21 protein-coding genes and 1 pseudogene are annotated in these 25,191 nt (G+C 39.6%); 12 read left to right on the forward strand and 10 right to left on the reverse strand.

What is annotated here, in order from left to right:
* Positions 1–398: 398 nt before the first annotated feature.
* The 3 genes from recG to asnC are packed head-to-tail and all read right to left on the reverse strand — an operon-like array spanning position 399 to position 3,724.
* Positions 399–2,480, reverse strand: a complete 2,082-nt coding sequence (gene recG, locus P20311_RS00005) for an ATP-dependent DNA helicase RecG (protein ID WP_008108200.1) — start codon at positions 2,478–2,480, stop codon at positions 399–401.
* Between the two features lie 57 nt (positions 2,481–2,537).
* The gene (trmH, locus tag P20311_RS00010) at positions 2,538–3,224 is read right to left on the reverse strand and encodes a tRNA (guanosine(18)-2'-O)-methyltransferase TrmH (RefSeq protein ID WP_008108201.1); all 687 of its coding nucleotides are present in this window, start codon (positions 3,222–3,224) and stop codon (positions 2,538–2,540) included.
* Positions 3,225–3,265: 41 nt separating this feature from the next.
* A complete protein-coding gene (gene asnC, locus P20311_RS00015; protein ID WP_008108204.1) occupies positions 3,266–3,724 on the reverse strand; it encodes a transcriptional regulator AsnC in 459 nt (152 codons plus the stop codon).
* A gap of 185 nt (positions 3,725–3,909) precedes the next feature.
* On the opposite strand from asnC, the gene asnA reads away from it, so the two are divergent.
* Positions 3,910–4,905, forward strand: coding sequence for an aspartate--ammonia ligase (gene asnA, locus P20311_RS00020; protein ID WP_008108206.1), 996 nt, complete (start codon positions 3,910–3,912; stop codon positions 4,903–4,905).
* Positions 4,906–4,939: 34 nt separating this feature from the next.
* Here asnA and P20311_RS00025 read toward each other — a convergent pair whose 3' ends face one another.
* The 6 genes and pseudogenes from P20311_RS00025 to P20311_RS18965 form a co-directional block, all read right to left on the reverse strand.
* Positions 4,940–6,544 carry a DUF342 domain-containing protein gene (locus tag P20311_RS00025; protein ID WP_008108208.1) on the reverse strand — a complete coding sequence of 535 codons (1,605 nt, stop codon included), beginning with the start codon at positions 6,542–6,544 and terminating at the stop codon, positions 4,940–4,942.
* 147 nt (positions 6,545–6,691) lie between these two features.
* On the reverse strand, positions 6,692–7,084 hold the full coding sequence (locus P20311_RS00030) for a RidA family protein (protein ID WP_008108210.1): 393 nt from the start codon (positions 7,082–7,084) through the stop codon (positions 6,692–6,694).
* A 12-nt stretch (positions 7,085–7,096) separates the two neighbouring features.
* A pseudogene (spoT, locus tag P20311_RS00035) lies at positions 7,097–9,203 on the reverse strand (bifunctional GTP diphosphokinase/guanosine-3',5'-bis pyrophosphate 3'-pyrophosphohydrolase).
* A 127-nt stretch (positions 9,204–9,330) separates the two neighbouring features.
* Positions 9,331–9,606 (reverse strand): DNA-directed RNA polymerase subunit omega, encoded by a 276-nt coding sequence (gene rpoZ, locus P20311_RS00040; RefSeq protein WP_008108220.1) that lies wholly within the window; start codon positions 9,604–9,606, stop codon positions 9,331–9,333.
* Between the two features lie 125 nt (positions 9,607–9,731).
* Complete coding sequence (gmk, locus tag P20311_RS00045) at positions 9,732–10,352, reverse strand: guanylate kinase (RefSeq protein ID WP_008108224.1); 621 nt, start codon at positions 10,350–10,352, stop codon at positions 9,732–9,734.
* Between the two features lie 99 nt (positions 10,353–10,451).
* A complete protein-coding gene (locus P20311_RS18965; RefSeq protein WP_008108226.1) occupies positions 10,452–10,589 on the reverse strand; it encodes a hypothetical protein in 138 nt (45 codons plus the stop codon).
* 62 nt (positions 10,590–10,651) lie between these two features.
* Between P20311_RS18965 and P20311_RS00050 the strand changes: the two genes are divergently transcribed.
* The 3 genes from P20311_RS00050 (at position 10,652) to P20311_RS00060 (ending at position 14,379) form a co-directional block, all read left to right on the forward strand.
* The gene (locus P20311_RS00050; protein ID WP_036984531.1) at positions 10,652–12,847 is read left to right on the forward strand and encodes an LruC domain-containing protein; all 2,196 of its coding nucleotides are present in this window, start codon (positions 10,652–10,654) and stop codon (positions 12,845–12,847) included.
* Positions 12,847–13,305 carry a hypothetical protein gene (locus P20311_RS00055; protein WP_008108230.1) on the forward strand — a complete coding sequence of 153 codons (459 nt, stop codon included), beginning with the start codon at positions 12,847–12,849 and terminating at the stop codon, positions 13,303–13,305. The genes P20311_RS00050 and P20311_RS00055 overlap by 1 nt, the downstream gene beginning before the upstream one ends.
* Before the next feature lie 114 nt (positions 13,306–13,419).
* Positions 13,420–14,379, forward strand: a complete 960-nt coding sequence (locus P20311_RS00060) for an endonuclease/exonuclease/phosphatase family protein (RefSeq protein WP_238529414.1) — start codon at positions 13,420–13,422, stop codon at positions 14,377–14,379.
* Positions 14,380–14,450: 71 nt separating this feature from the next.
* Here the strand turns inward: P20311_RS00060 and P20311_RS00065 are convergent, their stop codons facing one another.
* Positions 14,451–15,374, reverse strand: coding sequence for a glycosyltransferase family 2 protein (locus P20311_RS00065; protein ID WP_008108234.1), 924 nt, complete (start codon positions 15,372–15,374; stop codon positions 14,451–14,453).
* Positions 15,375–15,586: 212 nt separating this feature from the next.
* Here P20311_RS00065 and P20311_RS00070 point away from each other — a divergent pair, with 212 nt between their 5' ends.
* The 8 genes from P20311_RS00070 to P20311_RS00105 form a co-directional block, all read left to right on the forward strand.
* Positions 15,587–16,738, forward strand: coding sequence for a glycosyltransferase (locus tag P20311_RS00070; RefSeq protein WP_008108235.1), 1,152 nt, complete (start codon positions 15,587–15,589; stop codon positions 16,736–16,738).
* 9 nt (positions 16,739–16,747) lie between these two features.
* A complete protein-coding gene (locus P20311_RS00075) occupies positions 16,748–18,160 on the forward strand; it encodes a lipopolysaccharide biosynthesis protein (protein WP_008108236.1) in 1,413 nt (470 codons plus the stop codon).
* Positions 18,153–19,544 (forward strand): O-antigen ligase, encoded by a 1,392-nt coding sequence (locus P20311_RS00080; protein ID WP_008108239.1) that lies wholly within the window; start codon positions 18,153–18,155, stop codon positions 19,542–19,544. The genes P20311_RS00075 and P20311_RS00080 overlap by 8 nt, the downstream gene beginning before the upstream one ends.
* Positions 19,510–20,214 (forward strand): acyltransferase, encoded by a 705-nt coding sequence (locus P20311_RS00085; RefSeq protein WP_008108241.1) that lies wholly within the window; start codon positions 19,510–19,512, stop codon positions 20,212–20,214. Before P20311_RS00080 ends, P20311_RS00085 begins: the two co-directional genes overlap by 35 nt.
* A gap of 4 nt (positions 20,215–20,218) precedes the next feature.
* A complete protein-coding gene (locus tag P20311_RS00090; protein WP_008108243.1) occupies positions 20,219–21,355 on the forward strand; it encodes a glycosyltransferase in 1,137 nt (378 codons plus the stop codon).
* Positions 21,356–21,485: 130 nt separating this feature from the next.
* Positions 21,486–22,979: a GNVR domain-containing protein gene (locus tag P20311_RS00095; protein WP_008108246.1), complete on the forward strand. Its 1,494-nt coding sequence runs from the start codon at positions 21,486–21,488 to the stop codon at positions 22,977–22,979.
* A gap of 1 nt (position 22,980) precedes the next feature.
* Positions 22,981–24,057 carry a glycosyltransferase gene (locus P20311_RS00100; RefSeq protein ID WP_008108248.1) on the forward strand — a complete coding sequence of 359 codons (1,077 nt, stop codon included), beginning with the start codon at positions 22,981–22,983 and terminating at the stop codon, positions 24,055–24,057.
* A gap of 10 nt (positions 24,058–24,067) precedes the next feature.
* Positions 24,068–25,191 (forward strand): glycosyltransferase family 2 protein (locus P20311_RS00105; RefSeq protein ID WP_036984534.1); only part of this gene is annotated, 1,124 nt, incomplete at its 3' end.

The raw sequence follows: 25,191 nt of genomic DNA on the forward strand, positions 1-25,191 counted from the left end.
TAAGAGAAACCCGTTACAGCGATGTGACGGGTTTTTTGCTGTTTGGGGTTTAATAAAAATAGCCAAGAGCCCATGCCGAACTCAATAGTGGCCGCTCTCGTACATCCTGTACTCTACGGCATTCGTATTCCTATACATCAAACGAAACAGCTCGAAGGCGAGCCATGCGGAAGGCCGCCCCGACACAATGATAGTATCCCATTTGGTATGTGAAAGTAGGACATTCTACTGCGTTGTAGCGCACCGACTCCAAATACAAGAAAGCCCGACTCGAAAGAGTCGGGCTTTTTTACGTCTGTAGGAAAGTGTAAAGCACAGATGCTAGTTGAAAGGCGCAAGTTGCGTATAGGTAATAACTAGTTGGGAAAATTAGTATGTCGCTTTATGTGAATGTACAATCAAGCTTGTGCGTAATTTGACTTATTACCTAACCAGCGTTGAATGAGTGGATCTACATACTGAGGATATTGCTTCAACATCTGTTGTGCTATGGGTCTAACTTGATTTAAGGTTTGCTTATCTCGTGTTAAGTCTGCAATTTTAAATTCTGCTAAGCCGGTTTGTTTGGTGCCAAGGACTTCACCTGGGCCGCGTATCTCTAAATCACGCTCTGCGATAACAAACCCGTCGTTACTGTAGCGCAGTACTCCTAATCGTTTCTGTGCGGTATGTGAAAGTGGTGCATGATATAAAAGCACGCAGTGAGATGCCGTAGCTCCACGGCCTACGCGGCCACGTAGTTGGTGAAGCTGTGCTAAACCTAGGCGCTCAGGGTTTTCGATAATAATTAAACTCGCATTAGGCACATCAACCCCAACTTCGATCACGGTTGTTGCCACAAGTACATGAATGTTACCCGCTTTAAAATCGCTCATAATGGCTTGTTTTTCAACGGCTTTCATTCGCCCATGGACTAAGCCAATATTAAGCTCAGGTAATGCTTCTTTTAATTGTAATGCACTGTCTTCAGCTGCCTGGCATTGTAGTACTTCAGACTCGTCTATCAGTGTACATACCCAGTAAACTTGCCGACCTTGCTCGTTACAGGCAAGTTTTACGCGACTAATAATGTCTTCTCGACGAGTATCTGGAATAGCAACTGTAGTGATAGGAGTTCGCCCTGGTGGTAATTCGTCAATCACAGAGGTTTCTAAGTCTGCATAGGCAGTCATGGCGAGCGTACGTGGTATAGGTGTTGCTGTCATTACTAGTTGGTGTGGGTAACAATCAGCAAAACGGCCTTTTTCACGCAACGATAAACGCTGATGAACCCCAAAACGGTGTTGTTCATCAATAATAATAAGTACCAAGTTATTAAATTTTACTTCATCTTGAAATAACGCATGGGTGCCAATAATCATTTGCGCTTCACCAGAGGCGATCATTGCAAGCGTATTTACGCGCTCTTTACCTTTTGTTTTACCGCCTAGCCAAGCAACCGATATTCCAAGACTTTCAAACCAGCTGGAAAAGTTGATTCCATGTTGCTCTGATAAAATTTCAGTCGGCGCCATTAATGCAACTTGATAGCCTCGTGCTATTGCGGTTAAAGCGCTCAGGGCTGCGACTAGTGTTTTACCCGAGCCAACATCACCTTGAACTAATCGCATCATAGGGTACGCATTTTGTAAATCTGCTTTAATTTCTGATACCACACGACTTTGTGCGTTGGTTGGCGCAAAGGGTAATTGCGCCAAAAACTGTCCCTCTAATGAATTAGTAGGCTCAAGTGCAACGGCTTTAACTTGCTGCCCCTGTTCTCTTACTTTTAATAAACTGAGATTTTGTGCCAGTAATTCTTCAAATACGAGTCGCTGCTGTGCTGGGTGAGTACCCTGTTCAAGTGCAATGATATCAACGTCATTGGGGGGGCGGTGTAGTAATAATAATGCATCGCTTAACCCAAGTTGTGATGGTTGCCATTGGTGAGGAAGCAATTCCTCAACTGTGTATTTTTTTAGTAATTCGATGGCTTGTTCACTCAGAGCTCTTATAGAGAGTTGCTTTAAACCTTCTGTTGTCGAGTAAACGGGGGTGAGTGTCGCGGATGTAGGTTGTTGCTCAAAAGTGTCGCTAATACTGTATTCTGGGTGGTTCATTTCAAAGCCAACACGTCCGCGACGTATTTCGCCAAAGCAGCGAATTATTTTACCTGCGCTAAACGCATTTTTTTGTGCTGCGGTAAAATTAAAAAATCGTAATGTTAACCTGCCTGTACCATCATTTATTTGGCAAACCAGCATGCGCCGCTTTCCAAAGGTTATTTGACTAGTTTCAATGGTTGCTTGAACAGTTACGTGGCTATGGGGGGTCAACTCACTAATTGTATAAATACGGGTTCTGTCTTCATACCTAAGCGGTAAATGAAATAGCATGTCCTGTACTGTACTAATACCTAGCTTTAAAAGCCGTTCAGCCATTTTAGGACCAACGCCTTTAAGTTCTGTGATTGGGTATTGGCTTAAGCTAGGTTTAGACAATGTAGGCTCAATTATTATTATTTAGTGAGTTAAGTGTACTGATACACTGTATATGCATCAAGTATGTTTTAACGCCTGCCAAAACTGTTCATCAGCAACAATTTCGCCGTTCTCATCAAGAGCAGGGTAAGGCAGGTTCTTTTGTTTACATTGCCTTGCAATAATTGGGTGACAGCCTTCAAAATACATGGGGTGCTTAATTTCCTCGCCGAGCATATTTCTATTGTATAAACCAGCTAGATCACGCTGGCGCTGCGCCTCAAATAAAATTAAGGCTGCTGCAACGGATACATTTAATGACTGCACCATGCCTTGCATTGGAATAATGATGTTTTGATCTGCATACTCTAAGGCTTGTGGAGAGATCCCCGTTTTTTCTTGACCGACAATAATTGCAGTGGGTCTAGTGTAATCTATTTCTCTGAAGTCGACGGCATCTTCACTTAAATGCGTCGCTAAAATTTGTACATCAGGATTATGAGCACGCATACTTGCAACGGCATCATCTATGTTTCTGTGAAGATGTGTGTCTAACCAATTTTTGCTACCACCAGAAGTATTATTGGTGAGCCACTTTTGTTTTTCTGGCCAGACTGCATGTACATGATGACAACCAACGGCATCGGCCGTTCTAACAATAGCGGATAAGTTATGATGCTTATGTACATCTTCTAAACATACGGTAAGGTCGGTTTGACGACGCGAAAGTACACTTTCAATTCTTTGGTAACGAGTTTGCTGCATGGGAGTCCTCTTTTTCGGCAAATTATACGAGATTTTTCACCTCAAGGCACCACTGTTCGACTTATCGGATTTTGTAATGAGATCAGGGTTTCGGTTGATTGAATGGCTTCTATTGCTTGTATTTTATTGATCAACACATCTTGTAGATGATCGATAGAGCGAGTCATTACTTTAATAAAAATACTGTAATTACCAGTGGTGTAATATGCTTCGACCACTTCCTCTAATGATTCTAATTTTATAAGTGTTTGCGGATAATCGCGCGCGTTGTTCAAATTAATACCAATAAAACAACACACATCGTAACCTAATTGCTTTGTATTAATGGTTAGTTGAGTACCTGTGATGATCCCTGCATGTTTCATTTTTTCGATTCGCACATGAATTGTTCCTGCGCTTACACTAAAGCGTTTTGCTAATTCAGCATAAGGTGTACGCGCATTATCCATTAATGCATGCAGAATCTGTTTATCAAGATTATCGATTTGATAATTTTCCATAGATTTAACCGTCTTTAATTATGGTATTAATTATTTTTATACCATTTTTTTAATGGTTTTAATATCATAAAGCTATTTTTATTATGGGATATTGAATTAAATAGTTTAATTGTTACGATAACCTCATTGAAGCGTAATTGTGCGCTAAGTAGTAAATACAATAACTGGGAATGAGGCCAATTATTATGAGTTCACATTATGTGCAGCAGCAGCAGCAAATAAGTAAAGTTAAGCAGTTCTTTTCGCAGCAATTAGAACAAAAGCTGGGCTTAATTGAAGTTCAAGCGCCTATTTTAGCTAAAGTAGGCGACGGTACACAGGATAACTTAAGTGGGCACGAGAACGCTGTTGCAGTGAATGTGAAAGCAATTGCAGATAGCCGTTACGAAGTAGTGCATTCTCTTGCTAAGTGGAAACGTAAAACCTTGGGTGAATATGGTTTTTCACAAGGTGAAGGTATTTATACACAAATGAAAGCGTTGCGACCTGACGAAGATTCACTAAGCCCTATTCATTCTGTTTATGTTGATCAATGGGATTGGGAGCAAGTTATTTGTGAAAGTACGCAGCGTTCTTTATCTACCCTTAAACAAACGGTTGAAACGATTTACCAAGGTATTAAAGCCACTGAGAAATATGTTAGTGACAGCTTTGGTTTAAGAGCATTTTTGCCAACTCAAGTTACGTTTGTACACAGTGAAGAACTACGTAAAATGTACCCTGACTTTAGCGCTAAGCAGCGTGAGAAAGCGATTGCTCAAGAATATGGTGCTGTGTTTTTAATTGGTATTGGCGGAGCATTAAGTGATGGTAAAATTCATGATGTGAGAGCGCCAGATTATGACGACTGGTCAACACCCACTTGTGAGCATTATATGGGGTTAAATGGCGATATTTTAGTATGGAATCCAATTCTTGAAGACGCTTTCGAAATATCATCTATGGGAATTCGGGTGAGCCCTGAGGTTTTGCAAGCTCAATTGGGAATTACCGGTGATGAAGACCGTTTAGAGTTTGATTGGCATAAAGCATTGCTAGAAAGTAAATTTCCACAAACAATTGGTGGTGGTATTGGTCAGTCTCGTTTGGCTATGCTGTTATTACAAAAACAACACATAGGGCAAGTACAGGTAGGTGTTTGGCCAGCGCAAACCTATGAAAGTGTAGACGGTTTACTATAAAGAATAAGGGGCTGTTAGTAACAGCCCCTTATGATTAAGTTTTAAATTCAATTTCAATCTTATTGTTTTCTAACTTAACACTGCTTGGTGGAAAGTTACGGGTTGTTTTAAGCATCTTGTTGAAGATATGGATCTCCACCCCAGAGTGCAAAACAGTATTTACGGTTAAAATGGCTTCATCAAGCAGGGTATTTAACTGCTGTTCTAAACTAGCCACCTGCTTTTCTAGTTGCTCAGCTTGTTGGCTATGATACAGCTGCGTGGTCCCAATCTTATTCATGAGTTCACTTTTTTTATCTGCATCTTTTATTAAATCTGCTTTTTCTAAGGCTGCTTGTAAGCTATCAACCTGTTCATTTGCAGCTGTTAATTCACTAAAAGACTTATCAATATCTTTGGTCATTTGAGTGGCTGAAGCAGCTAAATTAATTGCCATTTTAGCCCCTGATTCGTTACCAATTTCTCCGGTAATTAGTTTAGTGGCATCTAAAATTTCACCCCCAAATAACTTTCCTTTAGGTAGTTCTGATTGACCAATTTGAATTATATTTTTTGCTTTCATTGAGCTGTGGCTGGCTTGGCGGTCAACCAGTATGTTATTAGCTTCAATATAGCAATATTGAGAGTGTGAGGCATGCACATCGCCTGCACAGATTACTTTGCAAGACAGTGATTTATCTTCAGGCTTTTGATGGCCAATAAGTCCTTGTTTTACAGTTATATCACCACCGGCAGTTAATTCTCCAGATTCGACAGTGCCAAAAACGGTGATGTCGCCAGTTGCATTAATCCGCATTCCAGGCTCTACACTACTACTGACTACCACACTACCTTCAAAGTCTATATGACCTGTTTTTACAGACACATCGTTAATAGTAAAAATATCGTCAACACGCATGCCGTTATTTATTTCTACAGGGACACCTGCAATAGTCGATAGTAATTCCATTGGGTTGGTTTTGGATATTTCTGTACCTTCTCCCGCTATTAAGGCATGAACTTGTCCAGGTTTAGCAGGTAAAACATCACCTATCACGGTAAACCCTTCTTGACCGGGGGTAGCAGGTTGCTGTTGTATTAGTAATTCACCCGGCTTTACGCTTGCCAATTTACCAAAGTCACGCATATCAACACTACCATCTTCTTTTAATTTGGGTGCTTTAAGGCGATCTTTTAAGGTTTCAACCATAGCTTTAAATTTGCTATCTTGGCCGTCAGTAGGTAAACGTCCCTTAGCAAGTGGCCCGCTAACTACAGCGCCTGGTGGAAGTTCAAATTGTTTTTGTAAAAGCTGCTCTAAAAATGCTTGTTTGTAACCTCTCGCAACGTGCGCTTTAACTAATTCTTTTTTAGCTTCATCAAAACTGAGTGTTGCTCCCCCTTTGGCGAGAGTGAGCGTGCCCGTAGCTAGCATTTTATCATCACTGATCTCAACGCTTAAGGTTGCATCGTGGCGTGTTGCAACAACTAAGATTCGTTCAGGTGTTGCACTGTTGAAATAGTTATTTATGGCGTCATGATTGATCTCACACTCGCTGTAAGGCGACTGCGCAATTGCTTCTATAATAAAAGCAGCACTGGCGGGTGCAGATTTACTCGTATCGAGTAATACATTGCCATTATGAGCAAGCTTAAACACAAGTTATCCTTTTATACTACTAAAGTAAGGTTTAATAAAATAACGTGATTACAGAGTGCTAGAAATTTAGTTTTGAGTCAAGAAATCATCAAAGTGTAGTTATAGATAGGAATAAAAGCTATGAGCGGCGCTCATAGCTTATAGAAGTTAGTTTGTTGAAGGTAGCTCCATGATGCCATCAATTTCTACTTGAACACCTTTAGGAAGTGCACGAACGCCAATAGCAGCACGCGCAGGGTAAGGTTGTTTAAAGTATTGGCTCATGACTTCGTTCACAATGGCAAAGTTTGAAAGATCAGTAAGGTAAATATTCACTTTTACTAAGTCTTGAATAGTACCGCCAGCTTCTTCACAAACCGCGCTGATATTTTTAAATACTTGGTGTGTTTGTTCGCTAAAGTCTTCAGAAATAACGTCCATTGTTTCTGGGACAAGTGGAATTTGCCCTGATAAATATACAGCTGTACCCACTTTTACTGCTTGGCTATATGTGCCAATTGCTGCAGGAGCTTTATCCGTTGATATAAATGCTTTATTCATGATGTTCCTATTTTATTTTTTACGATAGACTTTTTGTACATCGGGCATAACACGTATACGGCGCATAATATTGGCGACATGAATACGGTTTTTAACTGTGATCCCTAAGTCTATCACGTATAAATTACTTTCTTTTTCATCGGTAGCTATTTCTACGATATTGGCCTGTGTAGTGGCGACCACATTAGTTAATTTAGCCAGCGCACCTTGGTGGTTAATGATTTCTACTCTTAAAGCCGCAATGTATTCTTTTTCTGGATTGTCATCCCATTTTACGACTAGGTATTTTGAACGATCATTTTCCCAGCCTCGAATGTTCTTACACTCTTGGCGATGAACGGTTAAACCTTTACCTTGGCTAACATGGGCAGTAATAGCGTCTCCAGGCACTGGACGACAACATTTAGAATAATTAACCAACATCCCTTCGGTACCAATAATGGTTGCCTTAGCACGCTTAGCAATGTCGTTTAAATCATCATTGTCATTTTGTAATAAGCGCTTAGCAATTAACATGCTCATTAAATTACCTGAACCAATTTCTACTAATAATTCTAAAGTAGAGGAAAGCTCATGCTCTTCAAGCACTCGTGTAATATTTTCAGCTGGGAGGTTATCAAATTTATTTTCACCCAGCGCAGAGTCAAGTAAGCGACGACCGAGTAATAATGCCTCTTCATGCTGTTGACTCTTAAGGTAATTGCGTACGCCTAATCGTGCTTTGCCAGTAACAATAAAGTTAAGCCATGTTGCGTTAGGGTGAGCGCCTGAGCTGGTAATAATTTCTATTGTTTGCCCTGTATCAATGGCTTTACTTAAAGGGTAAGGCTTACGATTAACACGCGCACCGACACAGGTATTACCTACATCAGTATGAACGGCATAAGCAAAATCGACCGCCGTTGCACCCATAGGAAGTTCAATAATCCGGCCATCTGGGGTAAAGACATAAATTTCTTCTGGGAATAGCTCTGTTTTTACATTTTCTACAAATTCAAACGAGGAACCTGCACTTTGTTGCAATTCCAATAAGCTTTGCATCCACTGGCGTGCGCGCTGCTGTGCAGTATGACCCGCACTGTCGCCCGACTTTTTATACATCCAGTGAGCCGCGACCCCTTTATCAGCCATATGATCCATATCCAAAGTACGGATTTGAATTTCTACAGGAATACCATGCGGGCCAACTAAAGAAGTATGTAATGATTGATAACCATTAGTTTTTGGCACAGCAATATAGTCTTTAAAGCGGGTTTCAATTGGCTTATATAAGTTATGAGCTACACCAAGTACGCGATAACAGGTATCCATAGAGTCTACTGCAATACGAAATGCGTAAATATCCATGACTTCGTTAAACAGCAGCTCTTTGTTGAGCATTTTTTTATAAATACTGTATAGATGCTTTTCACGGCCTGATACGGTCGCTTTTATGCCAGATTCTTCAAGACGAGCTTCAATTTCAGTTTGAATATTTGAAATAACTTCTTTGCGATTACCACGCGCTTTAGCCACTTCCGATTTAAGTGCACGATGACGCATCGGGTACAGTGCTTGAAAACCTAAATCTTCTAGCTCATTTTTTTATATCATGAATACCTAAGCGATTAGCAATTGGTGCATAAATCTCAAGGGTTTCACGTGCAATACGGCGGCGTTTATCTGGACGAAGTGCGCCCAATGTGCGCATGTTGTGCGTTCTATCAGCTAGTTTGATTAAAATAACCCGAATATCTTGGGTCATTGCCATAATCATTTTGCGATAGTTTTCAGCTTGGAATTCTTTTTTATCTTTGAAGCTCAATTTATCAAGCTTGCTCACACCCTCTACGAGTTCTGCCACTGTTTCACCAAATATTTCAGCTAAATCTTGTTGGCTAAAATCGGTGTCTTCAATCACATCATGCATCAGTGCCGCCATGAGCGTTTCATGGTCAAGGTGCATACTTGCTAATATTTGAGTGACTTCAACGGGGTGAGTAATGTACGGCTCGCCACTTGAACGAGTTTGACCCTCATGGGCCTCTCGGGCTACCACGTAGGCTTTTTGAACTAGCTCAACATCGTCTGCTGGCAAGTATTTTGAGATTTTCTTTTTAAGACCTTCAAAAAGATACATTCACACTCCAATGTTCTCGTGAAGCAAATAAGTTAGGATAAGTTACGAATATACGATGAAAACAAAGGATTGCCAACGGCTATAGTTGAAATACTATGCCGTTAGCTAAATCAGACCGGGCGGTTGATTATTGGTTGCCACCAACGATGGCAGCAACAGCAGCTAGTTCTGCCGCTTCTTGATGTTGTTGTTCTTCACGATCAATAACATCCATTGAAGAATTATCAACTAAACCAAGTTCGATTTCACGTAAAGCAACAACTGTTGGCTTATCGTTCTCAGGATCTACTAGTGGATCTTTACCACCAACAGCAATTTGGCGGGCACGACGGGCCGCAACTAAAATTAAGTCAAAACGATTACCAATTGCATCTACTGCATCTTCAACTGTTACGCGAGCCATCTTAGCACTCCAAAATAATTTAAAAGCAAAGGCGTAGTTTACTGCACGCAGCAAGTTTCGCCAATAGCCAGTGGTTAATTTTTATCTATTTTAAGGCATGATCCGACAATTAATCATAATTTAGATTACTTGAGTAGTTCATTAATTAAAGTTTGATGGCGCGCTACTTGCGCTTTTAGCGTTAATCGCTGTGCAATTACTATCGTTTCCAAATCGCTTAAAGCAGTATCAAAATCATCATTCACTACAACATAGTCGTATTCGTTGAAATGAGAGGTTTCTGATTGAGCTTGCGCCATTCGCCCGGCAATAATTTCAGCAGAGTCTTGGCCACGGTTATTTAAACGTTGTTCTAGCTCTTGTTTTGATGGCGGAAGAATAAAGATAGTTTTTACGTCATCCATTATTTCTCGAACTTGACGAGCACCTTGCCAATCAATGTCTAAAAATACATCAATGCCTGCGGCGAGTTGCTCTTCAATCGCTTGCTTAGAAGTACCGTAATAATTGTCAAATACTTGTGCCCATTCAAAAAAATCATCTTTGGCAATCAGCGCTTTAAATTCATCAACTGATACAAAATGGTAATGTTCTGCATTGTTTTCACCAGGGCGCGGTGCGCGAGTAGTGTGCGATACCGATACTTTCATATCAGCATGCTTTTTCAGTAATGCATTTATTAAGCTAGATTTACCCGCCCCAGAAGGTGCCGATAAAATGAATAAGTTTCCGCGAGAGTGTGCCATAATTTTTTACCTAAAATGAACAAGCACAGCCATTAAAAAGGCCTGCCTTAATTTCTCTATTGTACTTTATTTAATGAAGCTTACTCAACTGCTGCATGTTTAAAGCAAATAGCCAGTGTCTTCGGGCACAGGTACAGAACGCTGATGAGGATGCTTTTGGCTCTCGCATAATGCAAATACATGTGTTGCAACTTGCATATTTAAGTGACGTAATTTTTTATTACGCTTTAAATTCATGTGGTTAACATTTGGAATAAAGTCTGCATTAGTTCAGCCATGTAACTATAGAGGGCTTACGTATGAAATTAACCCATCTCGGAAAAGTTTGCTGTGTATTGTGGCCTTGCACCGTTCTTAGTCAGCCATTTGAGAATTGTCCAAGCCAGGCTTTTTTAATGCAAGATGCCAAAGCACAGTTATACGGTATAGATTTAGTATCGGCCAAGCCAACTGTGTTAGCCGCGACTTTAACGTTTGCTACTGAGGCAAACAATGAAAGCGTAAACGCCATTGGCTTTAATTATAAAGATCAGTACTTGTATGGCTTTAGCCGCCAAGCACCAAAAAGTGTGGTGCGAATAGATAGTAACTACCAAATGACTCGCTTAAATATCACAGGGCTGCCAGATACTAACTTTTATGTAGGTGACATCCAGGTAACAGGCGATGATGCAAACCAGCGCGCTTCATATTATGTTTATACTCCTCGGTATGGGCTTTACGAAATTGATTTAAACTTAGATTTAACCGCTGAGATTACTGCACAGCTTTTACCTAATAGTGCCAACTGGAATTTAGGGATTTATGATTTTGCCTTTCATCCACAAAGTAATTTACTTTATGCAGTTGAATCAAATGGTGATTTGCATGAAATTAACGTTGCTAATAATACTTCTAAATTTATAACTCAGCTCGATATTGGTGATGATACGGGCGCATTTGGTGCCGCTTACTTTGACATTGACGGTCAGTTTTACTTTAGTAATAACAAAAGCGGAAAAATACATAAAGTTGATTTAAGTATTAGCCCCGTAGTTGACTACACACCAACAGCAAACGTATTTACCTCAGGACCTAAATCTAGTCAAAATGATGGTGCGCGATGCGCTATTGCAGAAGTTGCAGTTACCGATAGTTCTATCGATTTTGGTGATGCTCCTCGTCCATATAACACGAGTCTTGAGCAAAGTGGCGCTCGACACTTATTTGATCCTAATAGTACTGGCAGTAATCTTATTTACTTGGGTGAAACGGTCGATGGCGAAAATATCAATACGAATGATGATTTAATCAACAATCCCATAGATGACTCCGATGACGGGGTTAGTTTTGTAACCGCGATTGCTGCAGGGCAAGATAGCCAAATTATTGTTAACGCGTCAGCTGATAGCTTTTTATATGCTTGGTTTGACTGGGATCAAAATGGTGGCTTTAGTGAAGCTGAGCGCATGATTACTAAGTACCCACTTAACAAAGGTGATAACAGCATCTTAGTAAGCGTACCGAGTAATGTTAAAGCAGGACAAACATGGGCTCGCTTTCGAGTTACTGATGGCTCTGAGGCATCATTAATTACTGCCACGGGTGGGGTGCTAGGTGGCGAAGTGGAAGACTACCCAATAACCACATTTGCTAGCGCTGTTTATCCTGGTGAAAACGATTGGGTAACGCTTGCCTATGAAGATAAATGGCCGTTTTCAGGTGATTACGACTTTAATGATGTGGTTGTAAATTACCGTACTACGCAGCTAATTGAAGGAAGCAATGTGGTTGGCTATAAAATTGATGGTCAACTTGTTGGGGTGGGTGCAACTTATCACAATGGTTTTGCTGTTAGGCTTACGGAAACTATCAATAACACAACCAATACAATTTTAAGTAGTGAAATTGATGAGCAAAATATCATTTACACTATCAATGGAGAGCCGCAACTAGACTCGCCATTAGAAGCAAACCGTGAGCAGGCAATTTTGATTTTCATGCAGGATACTTGGCAACATATTACTAAGCAAGCTGGCTGTGATTACTTTAGAACCGAAAGCAATTGTGACGTAAACAGTAAAGTAACGTTTAGTATGACTATTCCATTAAAAGTAGCTAAAGCGCTAGCGAATGCACCTGGTACGCTACTCGACCCGTTCATTTTTGGTGCCGAAGGATTTTATCATGGTGACTTTTTAGTTGGTAAAAATGCAAGAAGCTGGGAAGTTCATCTAAAAAATCAAGCGCCAACAGAAGCCTTTGATAGTAACTTATTTGCTGTTAGTGGTGCAGATGATGCCACTCAACAAGCCTCCGAGTTATTTTTTCAAACTGAAAATGGCCTTCCATGGGCAATTGAGGTCGGTATGCAGTGGCTACATCCGCTTGAAGGAGTAGACATTACCAACGCTTATGACCGTTTTGCGAATTTTGCGCAGTCGTCAGGTCAGCAAGCGCCGCAGTGGTTTAACAGTTACAACGCACCGAGTGTGGTTGTTAAAGGAGAACAGTAATGAATAAATTAACCGTTATCGTATGCTCATTATCACTGTTAACAGCCTGCGGAGGCACAGGCGATGAAAGTGCAGCACCTGCACCGACCAATGTCGCTCCTACGGTTGCTGATCCAGTAAAAGCTGAGCCTCAAGGTATGGCAAGTTTAGTTATAAATAATGATTTTAACTTATCAACAAAATTTAATTTAGCTATTGATGTAACGCTTTCTAGAGGCGATGAAAAAGCGTACCTGAATATTTGTCAGAAAAAATCGAATACAGAACGAGCAGATTACAATAATTGCTTATTTAGAGCTCCTTTGACGCAAGGGGTACTCACAACCACGCTTGCGATGAGCAGACAAGACATAGCGCTAGTAGCGGAAATTTGGTTTTACGATACCAGCACCCAACCACTTGCTTTTACTTGGCAGTTTGATACCCAAACACAAAACCAAATATTTGAGATTAGATAACATCAAGTTATGTCGAACTTTTGTTAAGTTTTATCGGCTTAATTGATAAAACTCAAAGCTAAATTAAAGAATATACTCAGGTATATTCTTTTTTATTGTTTAAAAGGGGTGGTCATGTTCAAGGCTCTTTCGAGTAGGTGGTGTAATTCAAAAAGAGGTTGTAGCATTGCTGTTATCGCAGTAATTGCATTGATGCCAATTGTTGCCGCATTTAATCCGTGGCAATTTTATTACGCTGATTTATTAATATCCTTTCGATTTCCTTTGTTAGCTGTTGCGTTGTTTTTTGCATTGTTACTGCTTGCGCTAAAAAAACTATGGCTAGGGGGAGTCATTACGATTATTTGTATTATCAATTTAGGTTCACTTTTGCCACTGCATTCATTAGAAATCGCCCCCTCGAAGGCTGCGATAACAGTTAAACAAATTAACCTCAATTACAATAACCCCTACATTGATATGCATTTAAAAAACTTACAAAACCAGCTATGGGATGTGCTTGTTTTGCAAGAGTTTAGCGATTTAAACCGGCATTTGCTCAAACCGTTTTTAAATAAAGCTAGTTTGTTTGGTTATCGCGAAGTCGAAGGGATCCCCTACGGCATTGTGGTTATTTCGCGTTTACCAATTATACACAGGCAGCAAGTTAAATTAGATGGCGACCGATTAGGTTACATTAAGCTTAAGCTGTTATTAGATAAACACCCCATTACCGCTTTTATTGCCCATCCACCTTCACCAAGAACAGCTTCTCATTGGCAAAATCGTAATTGGTTATTATCAGCAATGAACGAGGCGAGTTCAAAAGAGATAGGCCCTTGGTTTATTGCGGGAGATTTAAATATTGTTCCCTGGTCGGGCTATTTTAATTGGTCTAATGCGCAAAGTTGTTATGCAGCTGCAAATGCATATACCAGCTTTGCACCTACTGCAATAAAACACACTTTAATGACAGGCTTGCCAATTGACCATTGTATTTTCAATCAAGAGTTTAATTTATCTTCTCTGGAAGTGAGTGAGTTTAAAGGCAGCGATCATAAATTATTAAGCTATACATTAAACTTAAAAAGTTAGGTGAAGTATTTAATTTTAGGCCAATACACAACAAGTAGCTTTAACGCTACTTGTTGTGTATTGGCGAAGTATTATGGTGCAGTGGTAAATGTGGTTTTTAAATCATGCAATAAATGACGTAAATTGCGCTTATGCGGAAATAAAGTAAATGCGGCCGTAGCAATCGAAAGTGCTTTAAATTTTGCGCCTATTTCTCGATAGTACTCACCGTAACATTCTAAAATACGTGCTTGTGCTTTTATTTGTGCCGCCATTCCTGCATCTCTCTTGCAGCGTGAAACAATTTCTTTCATCGCGTTGAGCCTGTTTTTACGATTCGCGGTAATAGAGCCTGCTCTCATTAAGTAATCCATGGCCACACGCGGCGAAAAAGCCACATCACCAATTCTTGCTAGTTTTAACCAGCAATCCCAATCACTTGCGCTGTTTAATACGTTATCAAATCGGCCAATATAATTAATGGCTGAACGTTTGACCATAACCGACGAGGTACCAATTACGTTGGCAAAAATGAGTAAGTCCATTGGTGATTCTAAGTTTTGGTAACCCATATTTCGTTTATCGACAAACTTTGAGAACTCAGGCCAAAAAGAAAAGCAATCCACAATAGGCTCATAATCTTCATTCACATGCATATAGTTAGTAAAGCTTAAAACACATTCGGGGTGTTCTTTCATATAACCTAATTGCTCATACAGTTTATCATCGCTCCAGTAATCGTCGGCATCTAAAAATGCAATATAGTCCCCTTTAGCAGCGGCAATAGCGCGGTTGCGTACATTAACTACACCGGTATTTTCTTGTTCTAAAATAACCAGCTGTGGAAATGTGTTCTGCGCTTTTTTTAACCAATCAACACTGCCATCAGTTGAGCCATCATCTACAACGATAATTTCTAGATTTACATTTTTTTGAGCAATAACACTACTCAGTGCTTTTGCTAAATACTGTTTGCAATTGTAGTTTGGGATAATAACGCTTATTTCTGTTTTCATGAGCTGTACCCTAGCTTCTATTAATTAACTGGGTAAGTACTACGCAAGTTAAGCGCCAATTATTTTTATAGCTTTGCGCGGTGTTTTTTGTCTAATGCTTTGCATTTTGCAATATATGTTCGCAAATTGACTTTAATCTTACCATTTTCGGTGCTTTTTAACTGGGCACGGTTCTTGCGAAATAACCATTAGAATCTTTTGGAGTATTTAGCATGAAACATATAGGTATTGTTGTACCAAGCTTCCATATCCCGTCGGAAACCTTTGTGGTGACAGAAATAAATGCACTTGTTAAAGCAGGGCATAAAGTAAGTGTTGTTACCTTTGAAAATTTAAATAGCAGTGCCAACCTTGATAGTAGTGTAAACGTAATTATCATTAAAAAGTCTTTTAGTGCTGCTGCTAAATTTGCAATGTCTAAGCCGCTAGTAGCTCTTAACGCTGCTAAAATTGCTTTTCGCTTTACCTCAATCTCAGCCATGTCGCTTCTAGGGTATGGGTTAAACATTGCAGAAATAATTAAGCGGCACGGTATCTCTCATATACATTGTCACTTTATGCATGCACCGTTGGCATACTCGATTGTTGCTAGCAAAATTGCGGGTATTAGTGTCTCTTCAATCGGTCATGGTCATGATGTATATGTAAACGATACCGATCTCAAACTCAAGCTTTCGTTATGTGATTTCTCGGTTGCTGTGTGTAAAGACATGGCTCAAAAACTAAGTAATTACAAGGTAGGAAAAGTTGAGCTATTGCATTGTGGTGTTGATTTAAGTTTATTTAGCAGCACTCCAAATCGACTTAATGAGTCTGTTAAATTGTTATTCATTGGGCGCTTAGTTGAAAAAAAAGGACTGCAATTTCTATTACCCGCTATAAAAAAATTAAGTAAAAAATACGCCATATGTCTAGACATCGTGGGCGAAGGCCCATTAATGAATGATTTAAAGTTTTTGTGTGAAGAGCTTGGGCTTGATAAAGATGTTCGCTTTTTGGGGCGTCGTACGCCTCTTTGGTTATCAAAAAATACCAGTAACTACTCAGCACTGGTTGCGCCATTTTGTGTATCTAGTAATGGTGACAGAGACACTGGGCCAGTAGTTCTTAAAGAAGCTATGGCCAGTGGTATTCCTGTGCTAACGACCAAGCTTATGGGGGCAAAAGAAATTGTAAATGATTCTGTTGGTTTTAAATGTGAGCCTTCAAGCATTATTGGTTTAGAGACTATCTTAACTCAATTCTGTGAGCTTAATCCCTATGAAAGATATGCCAAAGGTATCAATGCTAAACGATTGGTAGCAAATAAATTTAATGCCAGCTCACAAGCTAAAAAGTTGTCATCTTGGGTGCAAAACTCATAAGGAATGAAGATGAACGGAAGTAAGCAAATAGCCTATTTTGGATTATCAACATTATTGCTCAAAGGGCTTGGCTTTGCTTTACTCCCTATATCGACTCGTCTTTTAAGCCCTGCACAGTTTGGTGAACTTAATTTTTTAGTCTCTATTTCAGCCGTAATGTCTTTATTGTTGTGCCTAGGCTTACCTGAGCTCCTTTTTAAACAGCAAATGAAAAGCGTTGTTTTTAAGCAGGCTTTATTTAGGGATGCGTTGATTTTATGTAGTGTGTTAAGCACTGCATTTGTAATTGCTGTTGTATTGTTTGCTGACCTTTTGCTGAATTTATTACCTATCTCTGTTAATCAAATAGATTTGCAATTATTAGCTGTTAACTTGGCATTTTCGTCGGTGTTGTCGATTGTATTTTGTTTTTTTAGGTATTACGAAATGGCTAAGCAGTTTTGCTATTTAGCTGTTTTACAAGGGGTAGGGCAAACTCTACTCACCATCGTCTTGCTATATCTAGGCTTTGGTGTAACCGGCGTTATGCTCTCTGGTGTGGTAGCGAGTTTTATTGTACTGATATTGTCACTGTGGCAAATAGCACGCACGATTAATATTAGTTTTAAATGTATCGCATGGAATATTACGCCTAAGAATACGCTATTTTTGTTAAGCATTATTATCTCTTCGCTCTTTGTGTACGCTAATAATGGCGCAGAAAACTGGTATATTGCAGCCAGTGTGGGCAAAGAAAAGCTCGCTCAATATTATGTCGCTCTGCAATTTGCAGTCATGACCTCGTTCACATTTGAGCCAATCAGAATGTGGTGGTTTTCACGCCGTTTTGACGAGTTAACCTCAAGCCGCAGTCACTATGTGTTTTTATGTGAATTAAGCCTCGAAATTGCGATTGCCCTTTGCTGCATCATGCTACTTGTAGCCCCGCACTTATTCACTCTCGTTTTACCACAAGGTTATTTACTTAATGCATGGCTATTACCCAGTTTAATACTCATTGTTGTGCTGAGGCACCATAGCGATTTACTTAATATTGGTTGTTATATTCACTATAACGGTTTGTTTGTGACTATTATTAATGCAGTGAGTGCTACAAGCGTATTAATTGCATTAAGTTTTTTAGTGCCAAAATGGGGAATATTAGGTGCGGTTGTATCGCTTGCGTTGGCGCAAATTTTAAAAACGCTACTGTTTGTAGCTATTAGTCAAAAGCTAGAGCATTTAGCATTTAAAGTACACAGTCTGCTCCCTAGCTGGCTGTGCTTTATTCTTGTGTTTTCGTTAAGTGTGACTCAAGTGTCTTACTACATTGTAGGACAGGTTGCTGTGTTGATATGTTTGTTTGCGGTGTTATTTAAAAAGTATAAACACCACATCACGGGAATATTGCAACGGCTTTTAGCAAGGAAGGCGCATGGTTAACTGGTATAAAGAGCATTACTTATTAATAAATGGCTTAGTGATAACGGCGCTTATTTTAAGCTTATATTCGTTATTTGGGCCCATAGCTGCTTTTGCTTTATTGTTACTGCCATTTGCTGGCGTATTAGCCGTGCGTATTAGTACTGTGTTTATTATCTTATTTATTTTATTTAGTTATTTTAGGATTCATGAGGCATTTGTATTTTTAATGCCGCTTAAAATCCCTAAACTCTTAGCGCTAGCCTCTTTACTGGCCATTTTCTGGCATTTATTTATTTCCAAAACATTAAAACCGCATTGGAGCTCAGCTCATCTTATTTTTGTCATTTGGTTTGTGTGGCTTACCGTGTGTGTGTTTTCGGCTTCAAACCGTGGCGTTGCTATTGAGTATTGGTCTGGAGTGTTGGTTAAAGTTTTTATTATGGTGTTTGTGATCAGCTGGTGGTTAACGCGATTTTCTCACTTTAGTTACGTAAGACTAGGTATTATGATTTCTGGTGTGGCCATTGCGCTGGTGGCACTGAATAACAAAATTAATGGTGTGGGGCTAGTTGAGGGCACCCGAGTCACTATTTCTCGAGAGTATCGTTCACAGCTAGGCGATCCAAATGATTTATCTTTAGTGCTGATGTTTCCCGTGTCTTTTTTAGCTGCTGAACTTTTTAATGTTCATAATAATAAATATCGACGATTATTTGCGGGGGTTGGTTTAATTCTGACTATTTCGGGAGTGATAGCTACGCAAAGTCGAGGCGGCCTATTAGGTATTGCTGCTATTTTGAGTTTCTTTTTATATCAAAAGGTAAAAAATCCAGTGGTGGTGGCTGCATGTGGGGCAGTTGCCATGCTTACCATGATGGTCTTTGCGGGTATTTCAGATAGGCAAAGTGGTGGTGCTACTGAAAGTGGAGTTGATGAGTCTGCTATGGGTCGAATTTATGCTTGGCAAGCAGCAATAAACATGGCGCTTTCTAACCCGCTAACAGGGGTTGGGGTAAATAACTTCTTCGTAAACTATTACTTTTATAGTCCACACTGGGATGGCAAGAATCATGCAGTGCATAGTACGTGGTTTCAGGTACTTGGTGAAACAGGCTTTGTTGGGATATGTATTTTTTTACTGGTTATCGCCAGTATTTATCGCAGCTTGTCTCGAGTATTTTGCATTAATAAGCTTAATTATAATCCTGAAGTGACAGTGAATGCTAATGCGCTAAAAGCCGGTTTAATTGGTTTTATGGTTGCTGGTACGTTTTTAACTCAAGCTTTTACGTGGCCTTTGTACATCATTTTGTCGCTGACCATTGCCCTAGAAAAGCTGACTATCGATAGTAATAAGGATTCGTCTTATGGTGACTCAACTAAAGTATTGGCTAAAAAATAGTAACAGCCCCTCGGCAAAACGTTTGTTTAAATTTGCAAAATCGTTGCGTAATCCACAGCTACCCGTTATTCCTCTACTGCACAGTGGGCTTTATCATTTACACCACTTTATAAAGCAGTTTGTTCATGAACTGCTGAGAATATTTTATTACACCCCATTATTTAAAAGCCAAATTCAAGGCAGTAAAAAACGTTTATATTTATATTCGGGTATGCCTCAGGTAATTGGTAAATTAAGGGTTGAATGTAAAAACGATGTCAGGATCTCGGGGATCAGTACTTTGTGTGGCCGCGTAAGTAACGAGCGTGAGCCTCTATTAAGTATTGGTAATAATGTTGATATTGGCTGGCAAAATGCGTTTTCGGTAGGGCGAAAAATTGTACTTGAAGATGATGTAAGACTTGCGGGACGTGTTTTTTTAGCGGGCTTTCCTGGTCACCCAGTTGATTGTGAACGTCGTGCGAACGGCCAAAGTGATGACGAGAGTCAAATTGGCGATATTATTATCAAGCGTGGAGCATGGATTGGGACCGGTGTTACGGTACTTGCTGGAGTAACCATAGGTAAAGGAGCCATTATAGGGGCGGGCAGTGTGGTAACTAAAGATATTCCCGATTTTACTATTGCGGCAGGTAATCCGGCTAGAGTAGTTACAAATATAGTGGAGTGAACGAATGAAATTTATTGTTTTTGCAGAAGATTGGGGGAGCCACCCTAGTAGTACTCAGCATTTATTTTCAGAGCTTGCAAAAAGACAGCAAGTGAATTGGGTTAATTCTGTAGGAATGCGTAAACCTAGCGTAAAGCTGCACGATATAAAACGTATTTTTAATAAATTTAAGCAGCTATTTCAACCCTCTAATAATAGTAAAATAGCCACGCCTAAAAATATGACGGTATATAAACTGCCTATTTTACCATGGCATGATAATCGCTTAGTGCGCTGTTATAACCGTTGGGTTTTCTCTCGCCATATTGGTGCTCATAAAACCAGTGAACCTATTGTATATTGGTTAAGTGTGCCAACGGCATGCTATCTGTTTGATAAAAGAGCTGCCGACTCGTTAATTTATTATTGTGGAGACGATTTTAGTGCGCTGGCTGGGGTTGATCCTGTGCTGATTGCGCCTTTTGAGCAGCAGCTGATTAAAAACGCAGATCTTATTTATGTGATCAGCGAGTTATTAAAAACTAAAATGCCTTCTGAAAAAACTAAGTTACTAACACATGGTGTGAGTTTTGATTTATTTACGAGTAATGTCGACAAAGCCGCAGAAATCAGCGCTATTAAAACCCCCATTATTGGCTTTTATGGCAGTATCAATGCCTGGCTAGATATCCCTTTATTAATGGCGTTGGCCACTGCTAGGCCGCAATATCAATTGGTATTAGTTGGCGATATTACCACTCCCATTTCAGGGTTGTTGCAGTTTAAAAATGTAACGCATATTAGTGCGGTTGAGCATAAACGGTTGGTATCGTTCTCGGCTCATTGGGATGTATCTATTTTACCATTTGTCGATAATGAGCAAATTAGGGCTTGCGACCCGCTTAAATTAAAAGAATATTTAGCGGTAGGCAAACCGATAGTCGCAACCGATTTTGCGGCAGTGAATCATTATCACTCGCAAATATTTATCGCTCAGTCACAGAATAACTTTATTGATAAAATTGATCAGGCGTTGTCACTCAGTCAAGCAAAATTAAGTTTATTGCATGCAGTCCAAAAAAACATAGCGAAAGAGCATAGCTGGCCGGTAAAAGCACTCACTGTGATCAACGATCTACAAATATTAAATCCCTCCGATTAAACCATAACTATAATATTGGCGCGCCCTGTGCAACTACTCCATTAGAGAAGGCTATTTACGCTGTAAATTTTTATTTTGCAAATAGCCGCAAAGTTTCGCATAGCAATATGCAAATCAATGGGTAGCGAATATGTTAGTTAGAGAGCAAATAAAAAGATTACTTTATTTAGCTTTGTACGCTGTTTACACCAGGGCAAAGTTATTTGTTTTGCCGTTGCTGATTGTACCCGTAGTAGTGATTGTATTAGCGGCAACGTCACAAAAACAATATACAAACCACGCCACTATTCTTATAGAAGAATCGGCGCTGCTTAATCCCTATTTAGATGATTTGTCGTTCTCGTTTGATTTATCAAATAGGATGGCAGCTTTGCGTACCTTAGTGATCAGCCGCAAAGTTCTGATTGCCGTGGCAAAAGAAACCAATTTAGTACCAAAGGATGCATCCCCCGCCAAAATAGAAAAAATACATCAAGAGCTTTCACAGGCGCTTTCCTTATCATTGGTGGGAGACGAGCTAGTTCGGGTTAACTTTATTTGGCATGACCAAACCCAAATGAAGGCAGTGCTAGAAAAAGTGGTAGAGAAATTTATAGAAAGTTTATTAGCCCCAACGAAAGCATCACTGGATACCTCTGAGCAATTTTTTTATCAGCAACTGGTAAGTTTAAGAGAAGAGTTGGAGATTTCTGAGGCTTCATTGGCAAGCTTTAAAGCAAAAAACAGTAATACCTTACCCGCTGTTTTACACAGCAATAGGCAAACTTTCGATAAGTTATTAAGTGATCAACAACAAAAGTCCATTGTGCTCTCAGGCGCTAATGCCAAGCTTGAGGCACTTACTACAAAAATGGGTCAAGCAAACCCGATTCTCGGTCGTATAGAAGAGAAAATAATTACTGCAGAATCAGAGCTCAGTTTTTTAAAAACCCGCTATACCGATAAACACAGCAAAGTGGTTTCAAAAAAGCGCGAACTACTCAGCATTAGAGCACGGCAACAAGCGTTAATTGAAAGTGGTAAAGGCCTTGATGCCACTAATATTGATCAGCTTTGGCAAATGGCTAATACCTTACCCAGTGGAAATGACAATGAAAGTAATGTGTTGGTGTCACAAATACTCGCTCTAGAAGAAGCTAAAAATAATGTTCTGCAGCATCAGCAAGAATACGACATGTTAGAAAAACAAGTCAATTCAGTGAGCGAGCGCTTACTAGTAACCAGTGATATAGAAAAACAACTTAGAAAGCTCGAGCGTGACTACGATGTTAAACAGTCATTATACAAAGACATGTTAGGGCGTTACGAAATGGCAAAAGTGACAGGCAAGCTGGTTAAGTATGAAGGCCCTGACAAAGTTAAAACCATTGAGCGAGCTTATAGTCCCACTCAACCAATTAATACTTCACTCGTGGTGGCAATTATTATGGGTATTGTTTTAGGCATATTTACCAGTGTCACCTGTGTGTTTGTTGCTACCTTATTCGACAGTCATTTAAAAGATATTCAAACCATTGAAAAACTATCGTCACTAGACGTGGTTACCATTTTACCCATTGTTGGTAGCAGCACGTTACATGCTGGGGTTAGTCCATCAATGCACTTCCTTAGCGAGGGAAATTAACATGAACGTTTTACATTTAGTTCAACACTTTAAAATAGGTGGGCTGGAAAAAATGGCCGTGACTTTAATGCAAAAAAGTCGATTTGCAGACACTAGTATTATTGTTTCTTTGGAAGGGACTGAACGGGATGCAGTAAATGAATGGCCAGCACTGTCAGCCTTTGAGCAAAAACTTATAAGCTTAAACAAAGCCCCTAGATTTGAACTAAGTGTAATTAAAAAGCTTAGTGAAATAATTAAAAAACATAATATTACAGTGATTCATAGCCATCACATTGGCCCAATGCTTTACGCTAGCCTCACCTGTTTAGTTAACCCGAGTGTTAAACACGTATCGACAATTCATGATGCGTGGTATTTAAAAAACTTTAAACAGCGAGTGATTACAAAGGTGTTGAATAAGCTAACTAAAATCCATTGGGTGGCTGATGCAAACGTGGTCGCTAATGAGTTTTATAACGAAACTGCTATTAAAGCTGATAGTACTATTCTTAACGGCATTGATTTTCAGCAGTTTATAGATACAGATGACGCTACTGCACGGATTAAGCTTAACTTACCGCACGACAAAAAACTTATTGGCTGTTCTGCGCGTTTAGAGCCAGGTAAGGGTCATTTAGATTTAATTAAATTACTGCCCGCGCTACCCAAAGAGATTGAACTCGTATTTGCTGGTAATGGCAGTTTACGTTTTTCATTGATGAGTGCTGCAGTGTCACTAGGTGTGGTAGAGCGAGTACATTTTTTAGGAAATGTGCAGCATATGGAATTATTTTATTCTGCCATTAATGTGATGTGCTTGTACTCGCAACGAGAGGGCTTACCTCTATCTATTTTAGAGTCGATGGCATGTGGCAAAGTAATAGTGGCAACTGATGTCGGTGGCATTAGCGAAGTGGTCAGTAATGAGCAGGGTATTTTAGTAAAGCCTAATGATTCTTTTGGCTTAAAACTTGCCCTATTGAAAGCATTGGAAATGAAGCACGGGCAATGCATTCGAGAGTATATTCTCTCAATTGCGGATGCAAACACAATGAGTGAAGCCTATGACCATTTTTATAATGGTTTAGCTTCATAAGGGGATTACAATGACTTTTTTACTGATTACATTGGCGATTTTGATTGTGTTGGTGTTGTACCATCATGTTGGTTACTTATTGTTATTAAAGATTTTTAGTAATGATAAAGTGAACATCGAATCAAACGCTACCCTAGCAACAACACGCTTTGGCATTTTAATGTGCGCCTACAACGAGCAAGAACATATTCGTGAAAAGCTCTATAACCTGGGCTCTATGTTATACAGCACAGAGCAGTATGCTATTCATATTTACCTTGATGGCTGTACAGACAAAACCTATGACGAGGCGATGATTGCTCAATCGCATCTTGCAAAGCAAAATGTAGTGTGCCATTTGCATTTTAATAAGATCAATAAAGGCAAGTCGTTTGGTGTTAATGAGTTAATAAAACTAACCAAGCCAAATTACGATGTATTGCTGTTCACCGATGTTAGTGCGTTACTGAGCGTTGATGTACTAAATAAAATTGATACTGATTTTAAAGACCCTCAGGTCAATGTGATCACTGGGGTTTATATATTAGATGACTTAGCCACCAAAGAGCAGCAACAGTATTGGCAATATCAAAATAAAGTAAAAAGTATGGAGTCATCATTAGGCGCTGTTATTGGCGTACCTGGTGCCATGTTTGCTATACGCGCCGAATATGCTCAGTTATTAGATGCGAGCACTATAAACGATGATTTTATTTTGTCGATGAAAGCACTTAATAAAGGTGGTAAAGCGCTAGTAAATAGCGAGATCAACATTGTTGAACGTGAATGCGATGAACAAAACCATGATTACGCAAGAAGAGTAAGGTTAGGTGCTGGCAATTGGCAACAAATTAAAATGCTGTCTGAGCTATTTAATCCAAAATTAGGCTGGGTAAGCTTTAATTATATTTCGCACAAGGTATTACGTGGCATTATGCCCATTATACTGGTACTGATTTATGGGTTACTAATTTCTCTGGCGGTTTTTTCTAACGTGTTTTTAGCCAAAGCAGCCTGTATTACATTAGCCGCTGTACATGGGCTGGGTGTATTAAAACAGCTTTTGAGCATAAAAACTAAATGGCCAGTGATCGACAGTATTAACTATATTGTTACGGCATACTTGTGTGCTTTTTGGGGGATCATTAAATTTGA

The organism is Pseudoalteromonas sp. BSi20311, from assembly GCF_000239875.1.
Classification (GTDB): Bacteria; Pseudomonadota; Gammaproteobacteria; order Enterobacterales; family Alteromonadaceae; genus Pseudoalteromonas.